The organism is Streptomyces sp. NPDC033216, from assembly GCF_055577115.1.
On sequence record NZ_JBVIQK010000008.1, the window covers coordinates 231283 to 244823 of the forward strand.

A 13541-nucleotide genomic window follows, 5' to 3' on the forward strand; every position below is an offset into this window, starting at 1 on the left:
GGTGACCGCTCAGGCGGCGCTGTTGAGGACCGGCAGGTAACCGCCCGACTGTCCGGAGGCGGTCGGGTGGTAGGACTCGCCGATGTTGAGCCAGTTGACGCTGTGCAGCCAGGAGCTGCTGGAGCAGATCTCGTGGCCGGTGAAGGTGGTGCGGACGTCGCCGAAGGCGAAACCGTGGGCGGCGGCGCGCTGGGCGATGGCGGTGTTGAGGTGGTCGGAGGCGTTGTTGATGGCGGCGCGCTTGGTCTCGGACAGGCCGAGGCAGGTCGTGCCGAGCTGGTAGAAGCGGGGGTAGCCGATGACGACGACCCGGGCGGCGGGTGCCTTGGAACGGATCGCCGAGTAGACGCTGTCGAGCTTGCCGGGCAGCGTGGAGTCGACGTAGGCGCGGGCGGTGTTGACGCGACTGACGCAGGTGCTGTCGGAGCTGGTGACGCAGGTGGTCATGACGTCGGCGAAGCCGGCGTCGTTGCCGCCGACGGTGATGGAGACGAGGCCGGTGGAGGAGTTGAGCGGGCCGAGCTGTCCGGCGAGAACATCACCCGTTCGAGCGCCCGAGCAGGCGGTGAACGAGAACGAGGTGGGACCGTGCGCGGCGTTCCAGAGGTACGGGAACGCCTTCGTGCTGCGCTTGCAGTCGCCGCTGGAGCTGAGGTAGCTGCCGGCTCCGACGCCTGAGGAGTAGGAGTCGCCGAGGGCCACATAGCCGCCGGCCGCGGCGAGTTGGGCTCCTTGCGCCGAGGTCGCCCCGGTGAGGGCGGCGCCGGCGGCGAGGAGGATCGAGCTGACGAATACGGCGATTCGGGAACGTCTCATGCAACCTCCCTTAGCAGGATCTCTGCCACAACCGTCCTAGCAACTACGCGGGTTGACGGGAAGTGTTCATGCCAAGTCTGTTTCCGCGCAGCCGGTGGCCGATCACCCGCCTTTTATTACGTGGCCATGTCAAATTTGTTGACCGTGCTTCAACACCCTTGTCCCGCGCGGGTGGATGGCGGAAGCTTTGCCTCGGCCGAGAGCGGCACGCCGCGACGCTCGACGCCGTGTGCGCCGACTCCGCGCACACCCCCACTGACGCGCGCCCCACCCCGCGCGCGCCGCCTGGAGGAGGACTCCCTCGTAATGGCACACCTTCGCAGCAACAAGGTCCGCGTCTCCGCCGCCGCCACCGTGGCGGCCGCCGCCCTCGCCGGCGGGCTCACCGCGCTCCCCGCCCAGGCCGCCCCGGCCGAGGGCAGGGTCCTCGCGGCCGGCTCCCCCACCGCCGTCAAGGACAGCTACATCGTCACCCTCGAGCAGGACGCCGGCTTCAAGGCGTCCTCGGCGACCGGCAAGGACCTCATCAAGAGCTACGGCGGCACCGTGAAGAAGACGTTCGGCGCCGCGCTGAACGGCTACACCGCGACCCTGTCCGCCACCGAGGCGAAGAGACTGGCCGCCGACCCGGCGGTCGCCGCGGTGGAGCAGAACCAGACCGTCCACGTGGACGCCACGCAGTCCAACGCCCCCTGGGGCCTGGACCGCATCGACCAGACCTCGCTCCCGCTGTCCGGCACCTACACCTATCCGGACACCGCCGGCAGCGGCGTGACGGCCTACGTCATCGACACCGGCGTGCGCATCACGCACACCCAGATCAGCGGCCGGGCCACCAACGGCTACGACGCCGTCGACGGCGACAATGTCGCCCAGGACGGCAACGGCCACGGCACCCACGTCGCCACCACGATCGCGGGCAGCACGTACGGCGTCGCCAAGAAGGCGAAGATCGTGGCCGTCCGGGTGCTGAACAACTCCGGCTCCGGCACCACGGCCGGTGTCATCGCGGGCATCGACTGGGTCACCGCGAACCACTCCGGCCCCTCGGTCGCCAACATGTCCCTCGGCGGCGGCGTCTCCACCACCCTGGACGCGGCCGTGCGCCGCTCCATATCCAGCGGCGTCACCTACGCCGTCGCGGCGGGCAACAGCAGCACCACCGCCACCTCGTCCTCCCCGGCCCGGGTCACCGAGGCCATCACGGTCGGCGCCACCACCAGCACCGACGCCAAGGCCGGCTACTCCAACTACGGTTCGGTCCTGGACATCTTCGCCCCCGGCTCCTCCATCACGGCGGGCTGGTACACCAGCGACACCGCCACGAACACCATCTCCGGTACGTCGATGGCCACCCCGCACGTCGCGGGCGCGGCAGCGATCTACCTGGCGAGCCACCCCTCGGCCACCCCGGCCCAGGTCGCCGCGGCGCTCGTCGGCGGCGCGACCACCGGCAAGGTCACCAGCGCCGGCACCGGCTCCCCCAACCGGCTGCTGAAGATCGTCCCGTGATCCGACACCGCTGAGACGGCAACCGGTTCACCCCGTTCCCCGGAGGCCCACCCGGCCTCCGGGGAACGTTTGTGTCAGGTCCCTGATCATCAATGTCTGTCCTGACGGCAGGACGACCCGTTCGGTATCGGTCAAACGAACAAAAAAGTGAGGCCTCGTTCCAGGTCTTGCCATACAGGCGTATTCGTCAATACCGTCAGACATCTCACCCGCATCGGACCGTCGGTAAGCGGCTCTAGGGGAGGGCTCAAGGACCGCGACGGGTTCCGGCGCGGGGCGCGGTAGGGGGGTGCCGTGCCCGGTGGCCGCACATGGGCGACCGGGTCGTGCCGCGCAGTCGGCTGCCGTCTTTTCCGGTGACCGGCCAGCTTTGCCAGCTCACCCGGCGTGCGCGGAGACGTCTTCCGCCATGCCGAGTCGCAGGACCGGCGGAGAGTGCTTCCGCCATGCCGTGCGGCCGGGGTGACACAACAACCCCCCTTTCGAACCGGACTTACATCCGGGCCGCCCAGGGGCGGGCGGTCCACCGGACGAGAGGGACCACAGTCATGAGTTCCGTTCTTCAACCGGCGACACCGGGCCAGGATCGTCAGGCTCCGTCGACCGCCGGAAAGTACCGGCCCATCTCCTCCCACCTGGCCATCACGCCGCCGGTGAGCGTCGTGATCCCGGCGATGAACGAGGCCGAGAACCTTCCGTACGTCTTCAAGACCCTGCCGGACTGGATCCACGAAGTGGTGCTGGTCGACGGCAACTCCACCGACGACACCGTCGCGGTCGCACGTGAACTGTGGCCCGGCGTCAAAGTCGTCGGACAGCGGGGCCGGGGCAAGGGCGACGCCCTGATCACCGGCTTCGGGGCGTGCAGCGGCGACATCATCGTGATGGTCGACGCGGACGGCTCGGCCGACGGCGACGAGATCGTCTCGTACGTCTCCGCCCTCGTCTCGGGCGCGGACTTCGCCAAGGGCTCCCGCTTCGCCAACGGCGGCGGCACCGACGACATGACTTTCGTCCGCCGGCTCGGCAACCGCGCCCTGTGCGCCCTCGTCAACCGCAAGTTCGGCGCCCGCTACACCGACCTGTGCTACGGCTACAACGCGTTCTGGCGGCACTGCCTGGACAAGATCGAGCTGGACTGCACCGGCTTCGAGGTCGAGACCCTGATGAACATCCGGGTCGTCAAGGCCGGCCTCAGGGTGCAGGAGATCCCCAGCCACGAGTACCTGCGCATCCACGGCGTCAGCAACCTGCGCGCCGTGCGCGACGGCCTGCGGGTGCTGCGGGTCATCCTCGGCGAGCGGTCCAACCGGCGGGCGCTGCGCCGTGTCGACCGCCGCTCACGGATGCTCGACTCGGCGCGAGGAGAGGTGTCTTGAACACCAGTGACCCCTCGTCCGGTCCTTCCCTGCGCGTCTCCGTCGTCGTCTGCGTCTACACCGAGGATCGTTGGGAGGACATCCTCGCGGCGGTCTCCTCGGTGCGCGACCAGAGCAGGCCGGCCCTGGAGACGCTGCTGGTCGTCGACCACAACCCGGTGCTCCTGGACCGGCTGACCGAGGAGTTCAAGGAGGTCGCCGGGGTGCGGGTGCTGCCGAACGCGGGCCCGCGGGGCCTGTCGGCCGGCCGCAACACCGGCATCGCGGCCTCCCGCGGCGAGGTCGTCGCCTTCCTCGACGACGACGCCGTCGCCGAACGCGACTGGCTCAGCCGGTTCGCCGCCGCCTACGACGACCCCCGGGTGATGGCCGTCGGCGGCCGGACCGAGCCGGTATGGGCGTCCGGGCGGCGACCCGACTGGTTCCCCGACGAGTTCGACTGGGTGGTGGGCTGCTCCTACCGGGGCCTGCCGCCCGGCCTGATCCGGGTGCGCAACGTCCTCGGCGGCAACGCCTCGTTCCGGCGGACGGCGTTCGACCTCGCGGGCGGCTTCGCCACCGGTATCGGCCGCGACGGCGACCAGCGGCCACTGGGCGGCGAGGAGACCGAGCTGTGCATCCGGCTCAGCCGCGCCAGACCCGACGCGATCCTGCTCCTCGACGACCGCGCGGTCATCCACCACAAAGTGCCGGAGGCGCGCGAGCACTTCGCGTACTTCCGCACCCGCGCCTACGCCGAGGGCCTGTCCAAGGCACTCGTCGCCCGCAGCGTCGGCGCCGGCAAGGGCCTGGAGTCGGAACGCCGCTACGCCACCCGCGTACTGCCGGCCGGGGTGGCCCGAGGGCTGCGCGACCAGGTGCTGGCCCGCCGCGGCGGGGCCCGCCGCGCGGGCGCGATCGTCGCCGGGGTGCTCACCGCCGCCGGCGGCTACGTGGTGGGCAGCGTGCGGGCACGGCGGAACGGGACGACGTTCTCGGTGGTACGGCTCGACGCGCCCGCCGAGGCGGACGCGGAGGCCGCCGCATGACGGAGGCGCGGATCCCGATCCTCATGTACCACGCGGTCGCGGCCGACCCCGGCGACGCGACCCGCGCCCTCTCGGTCTCCCCCGCGGCGTTCGCCCGGCAAATGGCGCTGATCGCCGACCGGGGCCTGACCCCGCTCACCACCGCGGACCTCGCGGCCCGCTGGCGCTCCGGCCGGCCGCTGCCCGCCCGGCCCGTCCTCATCACCTTCGACGACGGCTACGAGGGCGTGCACCGCCACGCCCTGCCGACCCTGGCCCAGCACGGCTTCCCGGCCACCCTGTTCGTGTCCACCGGCTGGCTCCGGGGCGCGTACGACACCGGCGGCGGCCTGGACACCATGCTGGACTGGGGACAGGTGCGCGAACTGGCGGACGCGGGCGTCGAGATCGGCGGCCACAGCCACACCCACCCGCAGCTCGACCAGCTCGACGACAGCGGGCTGCGCGCCGAGCTGACCCGCTGCCGGGACATCGTCGCCCACGAACTGGGCGCCCTACCCCTGTCGTTCGCATACCCGTACGGCTACTCCAGCCGACGGGTGCGCACGGCCGTACGGGAGAACGGGTTCGCCCAGGCGCTCGCCGTCGGCAACGCGCTGGCCCGGCGCGCTCAGGGACCGTACGCCCTGCGGCGGGTGACGGTGCGGCGCGGCACCGGCCCCGAGGAGTTCGAGGCGCTGCTCGACGGCCGCGCCGTCGCCCGCACCTTCGCGCGGGACCGCGCCCTCACCAAGGGGTACGCGGTGGTGCGCAGGATTCGGCAGATCCACCCCAGGACGGTCGACGTCCTGGTCCGAACGGGAGGGCGCGACAGGGCGAGCAGCACCTGAACCGGGGGACGAGGCCAGGTGATGAAGCCGGGGAACGAGGCCGGGGCGAACAGACCCCCAACCGGGACGCACGCCCATGTTCCACCCGCCACCCGGTCCTTGCGGCGGCCGGGCCGAACGGGTCTCGGCCTCGTCCCCCGGCGCACCGGGCCCACCGGACAGATCCGACACACCGGCGCGCAGTGCGGAAACCGGGTGCACACGGGCCGCCCGTGCCGGATCATGGCGGACATGTCCGCGCACCCACACGACGCCCTGCCGATGCGGCTCAACGTCGACGACTCCGACTCCCCGTCCGATGTCGTCGACGCGCTGTTCCTCGGCCGCTTCGCGACGGGCGAGCAGCCGTACTCCCACGCGGTGAACATCGACCGCGTCCGCTCCGGCGCCGACCTGGTGCCGCCCCACGCGCGCGTGCTGCGCGTCGCCCGCGACGACGACCGCAGCGCCACCCTCGCCGAGGGCGACGGCTGGACGCTGCTGGTCTCCCGCTGGAACCGCGGCGCGGACGTCACCGTCACCGCGACCAGCGCCGAACTCGCCGCGAAGGTGCTCAACGAGGCGACCGACGGCGCGGCGGACGAACCGGAGCCCCAGCCGGAGAACGTGACCATGGGCTTCTGGTACGTCTCCCCGCGGCGCGGCCCGCACCGCACCACCCGCCAGATCTCCGCGGGCACCTGGGACGAGATCCGCCCGAACTACACGGCTCCCGTCGCCGAGGCGTTGGACCACCTGATGGGGACGACCCCCGACCACATCGCCGGCCGGCTGCTCCTGCTGCACGGCCCGCCCGGCACCGGCAAGACGTCCGCACTGCGCACCCTGGCCCGCTCCTGGCGGGACTGGTGCCAGGTCGACTGCGTCCTCGACCCCGAGCGCCTGTTCTCCGACGTCGGCTATCTGATGGACATCGCCATCGGCGAGGAGGACGGCCCCGGCAAGGGCCGCTGGCGGCTGCTCCTGCTGGAGGACTGCGACGAGCTGATCCGCGGTGAGGCCAAGCACACGGCCGGCCAGGCCCTCTCCCGGCTGCTCAACCTCACCGACGGCCTGCTCGGCCAGGGGCGCAACGTGCTGGTCGGAGTGACCACCAACGAGGATCTGGAGCGGCTGCACCCGGCGGTCGTGCGGCCCGGCCGCTGCCTGGCCCGGATCGAGGTCGGCCCACTGACCCGCCGGGAGGCGGTGGACTGGCTCGGCACAGAGGAGGGTGTCGGCCGCGACGGCGCGACCCTCGCCGAGCTGTACGCACTGCGCCGGGGCATCTCCCCGACCTCGCTGCCGGAGCCCCGCGGCGGGGTCGACGCGGGACTGTACCTGTAGTGCTTTGATGGATTCATGACCCTCTTCGTCGGCACGTCGGGGTGGCAGTACAAGGACTGGAAGGGCGTCCTGTACGCGGCCGACGTGCCCGTGCGGCGGTGGCTGGAGCAGTACACGGCGCACTTCGCCACCGTCGAGGTCAACAACGCGTTCTACCGGCTGCCCTCCCGACAGACCTTCGCGTCCTGGGCCGAGCGGGTCCCGCCGGACTTCGTCGTCGCGGTCAAGGCGAGCCGCTACCTCACGCACATCAAGCGGCTGCGGGACCCCGAGGAGCCGGTGCGGCGCCTGATGACCCACGCGGCCGGACTCGGCGACCGTCTCGGCCCGGTCCTCCTCCAGCTGCCTCCGACCCTGCGCGCCGACCCGGACCTGCTGGACACCTGCCTGGCCTGCTTCCCGTCCGGCACCCGTGTCGCGGTCGAACCCCGCCACGACTCCTGGTGGACGTCCGAGGTCCGCACGGTCCTGGAGCGCAGGGGCGCGGCCCTGTGCTGGGCCGACGTCCGGTCCCGCCCGGTGACCCCGCTGTGGCGGACCACCGCCTGGGGCTACGTCCGCTTCCACCAGGGTCGCGCCCACCCGTGGCCGCACTACGGCCGGCGCGCGCTGGAGACATGGATCGACCGCATCGCCACGACCTGGCCGGCCGGCGCGGACGTGTACGCGTACTTCAACAACGACCCCGGCGGCGCGGCGGTGGAGAACGCGGTGCTGTTCGGAAGACTCGCGGAACGGGCGGAACTGCGACCGACGCGAGCGCTCGCCGCGACGACGACGGGCTGAGGGCGGGACCCCCGCGGCAACGCGCGCGCCTGCCGTGCCGACCGCCCCTGGGACGTCCGCGTCCGTTGCCCCGTCGGCTCGTGGCAACGCGGGCGTCCGGCGCCGGGCGCGCTTCGGGCAACGCGGGCGCCCGGCGCCGGGCAGCCGCGGGCGGCGCGGGTGCCCGGTGCCGGGTGCGCTCAGGGCAGCGTGGGCGCCCGGCGGTGAGCCGGACGGGGACGGGGTCGCGTCTCTCAGGCGTTGGCTGCCCGCAGGGCGTCGCGGACCGCCGCCAGGGCCTCCTGCTCGCCCAGGCCCAGCCGACGGGCCCGCTCCGCGTAGGCCTGCGCGGCGGTGGCGAGTTCGCGCTCCGCCGCAGAGCCCGCGGCGGCGACGAACGTGCCGTTGCGACCGCGGGTCTCGATCACACCGTCCGTCTCCAGCGCCCGGTAGGCCTTGGCGACCGTGTTCGCCGCCAGGCCCAGCGACTCGGCCAGGCCCCGCACGGTGGGCAGCCGGTGGCCCACGGGCAGCGCCCCCGACCGTGCCTGTTCCGCGATCTGCGCCCTCACCTGCTCGTACGGCGCGACGCCCTCAACGATGTCGATCTTCAAGGTCACGGCCCGATTGTCCCGCACCCGCGGGAAAATGGGAGGCGTCCCGGCAGTCCGGACGCATAGCGTGCGCCGCATGACCGTCATCGTGCGCGACCTGCGTCCCGGGGTTCCGGCGGACGTCGAGGGCTTCGTCCGGGTACGGCGGGCCGCCCTGCCGTTCATGGTGTCCACCCCGGACTCCGTGATCCACGACCTCACCCGCAGCCATCCCGACGCCCGTTTCCGGCAGCTGCTGGCCGAGGCGGACGGTGAGATCGTCGGCACGGCCCAGGTGGGCCTCGCCCACGACAGCCCCGAGCCCGGCCAGGGCTCCGTCAACGTGTACGTGCACCCGGGGCACCGGCGCCGGGGTGCCGGATCGCTGCTGGCCCGCGTGGGCGAGGAACATCTGGCGGCGCAGGGGGCGAGGCGGCTGTTCGCCTGGGTCCTGGACGAACCGGACAACCGCGGCTTCGCCGAGCGGCGCGGCTACCGGGCGAGCCGTTCCGCGCACTTCCTCCGCCTGGACCTGGCGAACGGCACGCTGCCGCCGCTCCTGGACCCCCCGCCCGACGTCGAACTGCGCACCGCCGCCGACTTCGCCGACGACCCCCGCCCGATGTTCGAGCTGGACGCCGAGACGACCGCGGACGAACCGGGCGACGTCGGCGCCGAGTTCACCGACTACGAGGCCTGGCTCGAGGAGACCTGGCGGCATCCGCTGCTCGACCTCGGCCTGACCACGGTCGCCGTCGTCGACGGCCGGCCCGCCGCGTTCACCGCGGCCCGAACGGACGGCGCCACCCGCTACACCACCGGCATGACGGGCACTGCCCGCGCCCATCGCGGCCGGGGCCTGGCCAAACTCGCCAAGAACGTTTCCCTGCACCGCGCCCGCGCCGCGGGGTACCGGGAGGCTTTCACCGGCAACGACACGGGCAACGGCCCGATGCTCGCGGTCAACAAGTGGTTCGGCTACGAGATCTGTGCGACAGAGGTGCGCCATGCCCGTGAGCTCGACTGACCCCGCCCGGCTCGTGGACGTCGTCCTCGTCAAGGGCGGGCGGACGAAGATCCGTTATCCCGCCGAGCTGCTCTCCGACGACGGAACGAGGATCACCGTCCGGGCCCCCTGGGCGGGCGAGGGCGTACGGGACTTCGGTTTCGTGCGGTTCGAGCCGGGTGACGTCTTCACGGAGTACTACTGGCGGGACCGCTGGTACTCCGTGAAGGAGGTCCGCGGCGCGTCCGGCACGCTGAAGGGCTGGTACTGCGACATCACCCGCCCGGCGACCCTCACCGGCACCGAGCTGGTCGTCGAGGACCTCGACCTGGACCTGTGGCGCTCCGCCGACGGCAGTGACGTACGTCGGCTGGACGAGGACGAGTTCGCGGAGAGCGGGCTGGCCGAGCGGGACCCGGGGGCGGCGGCCGCCGCGATGACGGCGCTCGACGAGCTGGAGGCACTGGCCCGCGGCGACCGGTTCGGGGAGCCGGCCGGCTGGGGCGCGTTCCGAAAGTAGCGTCGTCCGCCCGCAGGGCGGGCCCGTGGCGTCCGGTGTGTGCGACCCCGGCAACGCGGGGGGCGCGCGTGCCAGGCGTCGCCGGGCGGGCGGGACCTCGAAACCCGTCCTAGGACGGCACGTCCGCCACCACCGCGTACCGCTCGTCCTCCACCGCTCTCCCCCACAGCCGCGGGTCGTCCGACAGCCGTTCCACGCGCGCGTGGGCGGTGAGCGGGGTCAGCAGGGCGGTGAGCCGGTCCGCCGGTATGCCGACGGGGCTGACGGTGCCCCACACGCCCTCGACCAGCACGAGCCGCCCGCCGGGGCGTACCAGGTCGCGCCAGTGCCGCAGGGCGCGGCCCGGGTCGGGCAGTGCCCACAGGACATGCCGTACGAGCACGGTGTCGAAGCGCTCCTCACCGACGGGCGGTGCCGCGGCGTCACCGACCAGGAACACGGCGTCACGTCCGGCGAGTTTGGCTCGGGCCCGGTCGATCATGGCCGGGGAGAGGTCGACACCCGTGACGCGGTGTCCGCGCTCGGCGGCGAGGAGCGACAGGCTGCCGGTGCCGCAGCCGAGGTCCAGCAGCTCGCCCGGCCGGCCCGGAAGCCAGTCGCGCAGCCGGTCGGCCCAGGCGCCACGGACGTCGGGGTCCCGCAGCCCGTGGTCCGGTTCCTCGTCGAAGGTCGCGGCCCGCGCGTCCCAGTCGACACGCGCCGAAGATTTCCCGTCCCCGTGGTTTGCCATGCCCCAAGAGTGACACCCACCACTGACAACCGAATCGTGACAACCGCCACTGACAGAACGGGTGGCGACGGGGAATTCTCCCGGAACGGGTCGGCCTCCGTGAACGCGGAACTCGGTGGGCCCCGAAGGAGGCAGCCATGCGCCGTACGACCGTGCAGAAGCCTTTGAAGAAGACGGAATCCCGCAGGATCCGTGAGGAGGCCGACGAGCGTCCTGCCGGCCGTCCCGAGGTGCGCAAGGACATCGCGCGCACCTGGTGGCCGGACGGGTGAGACCCGCTGCTGCCCGCCTCAGTCGAGCCGCTTGCGGTAGTGGATGCGGTCGTAGGGTCCGTCGACCCGGCGTTCCACGACGTCGTAGCCGTACCTGGGGTAGATCCGCTGGTTCTCCCACATCAGCGCGTTCGTGTAGAGCCTGACCTCGGACAGGCCGAGCGCACGCGCGTGTGCGTCGACGAAGTGCAGCAACCGCCGCCCGACGCCCGTGCCGTGGGCGTCGGGGTGCACGGCGATGCTGTCGAGCAGCAGATGGCCGCCCGGCCTCTCCCGGAACTCCTCGACCACGACCAGGCCGATGACGGGTTCTCCGGTGACGAAGACCTTCCCGGCCCTCACGTTCGCCGCGTGGTCCGCCTCCATGGGCTGCGGCACGACGCCGATGCGCTCGATGTAGTGCCGGTACGCGGCATCGGTCACGGTCTTCACGGCCGGCACGTCGGCCTGTGTCGCGGGCCGGATCTCGTCGCTGGTCATGCCGTGCACGCTACCTACCTGATCTCCGCCTCAGGAGGTCCTTAAGGGGACCCTAAAGATCGCGCACGGCGGTCCCCGGCGGGCGATTCCGGGGTTTCTTGGTTCCGGCACGCATCAGCACCGGTTCCGAGGAGATCCCCCATGCCCGCACGCCGCAAGGCCGTCGCCGCCCTGGGCCTGGCCCCGCTGGCCCTGACAGCGCTGTCCGTGAGTCCCGCGGCCGCGCACGGCTCGATGGGCGATCCGGTCAGCCGCGTCGCGCAGTGCTACGCGGAAGGCCCCGAGAGCCCGAGGTCGGACGCCTGCGGGGCCGCGGTCGCGGCAGGCGGGACGCAGGCGCTGTACGACTGGAACGGCATCCGCATCGGCGACGCCGGCGGCCGGCACCGGGAGCTGATCCCGGACGGCAAGCTGTGCAGCGCGAACAACGCCGAGTTCAAGGGCCTCGACCTGGCTCGCGCGGACTGGCCGGCGACGAGTGTGCGCGGCGGGTCGTACACGTTCAAGTACCGGGTGACCGCGCCGCACAAGGGCACCTTCACGGTGTACGTCACCCGGGCAGGTTACGACCCGGCGCGGCCGCTGGCCTGGGCCGACCTGGATCTGGAGCATCCGGTGGCGACGGCCACCGACCCGGTCGCGGCAGGCGGCTTCTACACGTTCTCCGGCTCGCTGCCCGAGCGTTCGGGGCGGCATGTGCTGTACGCGGTGTGGCAGCGCTCGGACAGCCCGGAGGCGTTCTACTCCTGCTCGGACGTCACCTTCGGCGGGACGCAGGGCGCTCCGACAAGCGGTGCGGCAAGCGGTTCCGCGGACGGCACCCCAACCGGTGCCACGGGCGGTTCCGCGGACGGCACCCCAACCGGTGCCACGGGCGGTTCGGCGGACGGCACCCCAACCGGTTCCACGAGCGGTTCGACCGGTGGCTCCGCGCCGGCGCCGTCCGTGCCGTCGGCGTCCGCGCCGTCCGAGGAGCAGATCGAGGACGGTGCCGACAAGTCGACGATCGAGCACCACGGCCACGGCGACGACGACCCCGCCACCACGACGGCACCGTCGCCCGAGCCTGCCGCCGAGACCGACGAGCCCAAGGCGGACGGGGTCGGTGAGAGCCTCGCGGAGACCGGCGGCGACGGCGGCACGCCGTACCTGGCGGTCGGCGGAGCGGCCGTACTGGCGCTGGGGGCGGGCGTGCTGTTCGCGTCGGCGCGGCGGCGCGCGGTGGGCGGTGGCCGGGGCGGTCGCTGAACCGGCGGACTCCGGGGCCTGACCGGCGGCTCAGGCCGGACAGGCCCCGGCGGGACCGCCTCTGTCAGCTGAAGACGGACGCGCAGGTGGTGGGGGTGGCGTGGGTCGGGTCGAGCGCGTTGGCCACCTCGTGGAAGGCGATCCGGTCGGTCAGTCCGAGCAGCGCGTGCTCGGACAGGTCGAGCGGGCAGAGGTCCTGGATGAGGATGTTCCTCACGTTCGCCCCGCTCAGGAACTGCGTCCGGTGCGGCGTCACCACCTCGTCGTAGCGGGTGGCGATGACCGTGTAGCGGACGCCGGGGACGGTGTCGCCGCCCTCGTTCAGTTTCGTCATGAAGTCGGAGCCGACGATCTGCTGGGCGAGGCCGGGGGTGGCTGCGGTGAGGAGGTCCTCGGCGCCGGGGAAGAAGGGCAGCAGGTTGGTGAGCCCGCCGAGGGTGGTGCCGTGGTTGTTGGGGGCGATGCCGACGAGGGCGTTCACCTTGGCGGCTCCGCCGAGGAACTTGAGGTAGTAGCGGGGCATCATGCCGCCCTGGGAGTGGCCGACGAGGTCGGCCCTGGCGGCACCGGTCGCGGCGAGCACTTTGTCGACGTGGGCGGACAGTTGTTCCGCCGACTTGTCGATGGGGCCGAGGCCGTGGAAGAACGGCACGCCCGGCAGTTGACCGTAGTCGAGGGAGAAGACGCAGTATCCGCGGTGCTCCAGGTACGGCGCGAGGCCGAGCCAGTTGTCGACGGAGTTGCCGAGGGTGCCGTGGACGAGCACGACGGGGCGGGGGTGCGCGGCGGAGGGCTTGCAGGTGTAGTCGTTCCAGCCTCCCCCGCCCGGGACGGTGGTGGGAGCGGCGGTCGCGGCGGTGGCGGCGGGGACGGCGGTGACCGCGATCGCCAGCAGCAGGGCGGTGAGCGGTCCGAGCAGGCGCTTCCAGGGCAGCATCGCGTGATCTCCTCGCGGCTCAAGGGAGGTTCGACGGCCTTACGCCTGGTGATCCGGATCACGAGGATGCTGTTCACTCGTCAAGTTACGGGCGAGTAG

15 protein-coding genes are annotated in these 13541 nt (G+C 72.4%); 10 read left to right on the forward strand and 5 right to left on the reverse strand.

Annotation, left to right across the window (positions count from 1 at the left end; translation table 11 throughout):
• Positions 1-9: 9 nt before the first annotated feature.
• Complete coding sequence (locus ACZ5Y0_RS17920) at positions 10-816, reverse strand: SGNH/GDSL hydrolase family protein (protein ID WP_469129619.1); 807 nt, start codon at positions 814-816, stop codon at positions 10-12.
• 306 nt (positions 817-1122) lie between these two features.
• On the opposite strand from ACZ5Y0_RS17920, the gene ACZ5Y0_RS17925 reads away from it, so the two are divergent.
• From ACZ5Y0_RS17925 to ACZ5Y0_RS17950, 6 genes are all read left to right on the forward strand, one after another.
• Complete coding sequence (locus ACZ5Y0_RS17925; RefSeq protein ID WP_469129620.1) at positions 1123-2328, forward strand: S8 family peptidase; 1206 nt, start codon at positions 1123-1125, stop codon at positions 2326-2328.
• A 548-nt stretch (positions 2329-2876) separates the two neighbouring features.
• The gene (locus ACZ5Y0_RS17930) at positions 2877-3707 is read left to right on the forward strand and encodes a glycosyltransferase family 2 protein (protein WP_469129621.1); all 831 of its coding nucleotides are present in this window, start codon (positions 2877-2879) and stop codon (positions 3705-3707) included.
• On the forward strand, positions 3704-4735 hold the full coding sequence (locus ACZ5Y0_RS17935) for a glycosyltransferase family 2 protein (protein ID WP_469129622.1): 1032 nt from the start codon (positions 3704-3706) through the stop codon (positions 4733-4735). Before ACZ5Y0_RS17930 ends, ACZ5Y0_RS17935 begins: the two co-directional genes overlap by 4 nt.
• Entirely contained in the window at positions 4732-5565 is an 834-nt protein-coding gene (locus tag ACZ5Y0_RS17940; protein ID WP_469129623.1) for a polysaccharide deacetylase family protein, read from the forward strand. Before ACZ5Y0_RS17935 ends, ACZ5Y0_RS17940 begins: the two co-directional genes overlap by 4 nt.
• A gap of 231 nt (positions 5566-5796) precedes the next feature.
• Entirely contained in the window at positions 5797-6891 is a 1095-nt protein-coding gene (locus tag ACZ5Y0_RS17945; RefSeq protein WP_469129624.1) for a DUF5925 domain-containing protein, read from the forward strand.
• Positions 6892-6906: 15 nt separating this feature from the next.
• Positions 6907-7677, forward strand: a complete 771-nt coding sequence (locus ACZ5Y0_RS17950) for a DUF72 domain-containing protein (RefSeq protein ID WP_469129625.1) — start codon at positions 6907-6909, stop codon at positions 7675-7677.
• 233 nt (positions 7678-7910) lie between these two features.
• Here the strand turns inward: ACZ5Y0_RS17950 and ACZ5Y0_RS17955 are convergent, their stop codons facing one another.
• Positions 7911-8276 (reverse strand): GntR family transcriptional regulator, encoded by a 366-nt coding sequence (locus ACZ5Y0_RS17955; protein ID WP_469129626.1) that lies wholly within the window; start codon positions 8274-8276, stop codon positions 7911-7913.
• 70 nt (positions 8277-8346) lie between these two features.
• Between ACZ5Y0_RS17955 and ACZ5Y0_RS17960 the strand changes: the two genes are divergently transcribed.
• Both ACZ5Y0_RS17960 and ACZ5Y0_RS17965 read left to right on the forward strand, forming a co-directional pair.
• A complete protein-coding gene (locus ACZ5Y0_RS17960; RefSeq protein WP_469129627.1) occupies positions 8347-9276 on the forward strand; it encodes a GNAT family N-acetyltransferase in 930 nt (309 codons plus the stop codon).
• Positions 9257-9775: a ribonuclease FAU-1 family protein gene (locus ACZ5Y0_RS17965; RefSeq protein WP_469129628.1), complete on the forward strand. Its 519-nt coding sequence runs from the start codon at positions 9257-9259 to the stop codon at positions 9773-9775. The genes ACZ5Y0_RS17960 and ACZ5Y0_RS17965 overlap by 20 nt, the downstream gene beginning before the upstream one ends.
• Before the next feature lie 109 nt (positions 9776-9884).
• Here the strand turns inward: ACZ5Y0_RS17965 and ACZ5Y0_RS17970 are convergent, their stop codons facing one another.
• Positions 9885-10505 carry a class I SAM-dependent methyltransferase gene (locus tag ACZ5Y0_RS17970; protein ID WP_469129629.1) on the reverse strand — a complete coding sequence of 207 codons (621 nt, stop codon included), beginning with the start codon at positions 10503-10505 and terminating at the stop codon, positions 9885-9887.
• A 137-nt stretch (positions 10506-10642) separates the two neighbouring features.
• Between ACZ5Y0_RS17970 and ACZ5Y0_RS17975 the strand changes: the two genes are divergently transcribed.
• A complete protein-coding gene (locus tag ACZ5Y0_RS17975) occupies positions 10643-10777 on the forward strand; it encodes a hypothetical protein (RefSeq protein ID WP_403835982.1) in 135 nt (44 codons plus the stop codon).
• 18 nt (positions 10778-10795) lie between these two features.
• Here the strand turns inward: ACZ5Y0_RS17975 and ACZ5Y0_RS17980 are convergent, their stop codons facing one another.
• Positions 10796-11257 (reverse strand): GNAT family N-acetyltransferase, encoded by a 462-nt coding sequence (locus tag ACZ5Y0_RS17980; RefSeq protein ID WP_469129630.1) that lies wholly within the window; start codon positions 11255-11257, stop codon positions 10796-10798.
• A gap of 141 nt (positions 11258-11398) precedes the next feature.
• On the opposite strand from ACZ5Y0_RS17980, the gene ACZ5Y0_RS17985 reads away from it, so the two are divergent.
• Positions 11399-12505 (forward strand): lytic polysaccharide monooxygenase auxiliary activity family 9 protein, encoded by a 1107-nt coding sequence (locus tag ACZ5Y0_RS17985; RefSeq protein ID WP_469129631.1) that lies wholly within the window; start codon positions 11399-11401, stop codon positions 12503-12505.
• A gap of 64 nt (positions 12506-12569) precedes the next feature.
• Here the strand turns inward: ACZ5Y0_RS17985 and ACZ5Y0_RS17990 are convergent, their stop codons facing one another.
• Entirely contained in the window at positions 12570-13442 is an 873-nt protein-coding gene (locus tag ACZ5Y0_RS17990) for an esterase/lipase family protein (protein ID WP_469129632.1), read from the reverse strand.
• Positions 13443-13541: the final 99 nt, after the last annotated feature.

Bases quoted from the DNA above. Each gene is read 5' to 3' on its own strand.
- ACZ5Y0_RS17920 (WP_469129619.1), bottom strand. From the start codon at position 816: ATGAGACGTTCCCGAATCGCCGTATTCGTCAGCTCGATCCTCCTCGCC.
- ACZ5Y0_RS17925 (WP_469129620.1), top strand. From the start codon at position 1,123: ATGGCACACCTTCGCAGCAACAAGGTCCGCGTCTCCGCCGCCGCCACC.
- ACZ5Y0_RS17930 (WP_469129621.1), top strand. From the start codon at position 2,877: ATGAGTTCCGTTCTTCAACCGGCGACACCGGGCCAGGATCGTCAGGCT.
- ACZ5Y0_RS17940 (WP_469129623.1), top strand. From the start codon at position 4,732: ATGACGGAGGCGCGGATCCCGATCCTCATGTACCACGCGGTCGCGGCC.
- ACZ5Y0_RS17945 (WP_469129624.1), top strand. From the start codon at position 5,797: ATGTCCGCGCACCCACACGACGCCCTGCCGATGCGGCTCAACGTCGAC.
- ACZ5Y0_RS17950 (WP_469129625.1), top strand. From the start codon at position 6,907: ATGACCCTCTTCGTCGGCACGTCGGGGTGGCAGTACAAGGACTGGAAG.
- ACZ5Y0_RS17960 (WP_469129627.1), top strand. From the start codon at position 8,347: ATGACCGTCATCGTGCGCGACCTGCGTCCCGGGGTTCCGGCGGACGTC.
- ACZ5Y0_RS17965 (WP_469129628.1), top strand. From the start codon at position 9,257: ATGCCCGTGAGCTCGACTGACCCCGCCCGGCTCGTGGACGTCGTCCTC.
- ACZ5Y0_RS17970 (WP_469129629.1), bottom strand. From the start codon at position 10,505: ATGGCAAACCACGGGGACGGGAAATCTTCGGCGCGTGTCGACTGGGAC.
- ACZ5Y0_RS17975 (WP_403835982.1), top strand. From the start codon at position 10,643: ATGCGCCGTACGACCGTGCAGAAGCCTTTGAAGAAGACGGAATCCCGC.
- ACZ5Y0_RS17980 (WP_469129630.1), bottom strand. From the start codon at position 11,257: ATGACCAGCGACGAGATCCGGCCCGCGACACAGGCCGACGTGCCGGCC.
- ACZ5Y0_RS17985 (WP_469129631.1), top strand. From the start codon at position 11,399: ATGCCCGCACGCCGCAAGGCCGTCGCCGCCCTGGGCCTGGCCCCGCTG.
- ACZ5Y0_RS17990 (WP_469129632.1), bottom strand. From the start codon at position 13,442: ATGCTGCCCTGGAAGCGCCTGCTCGGACCGCTCACCGCCCTGCTGCTG.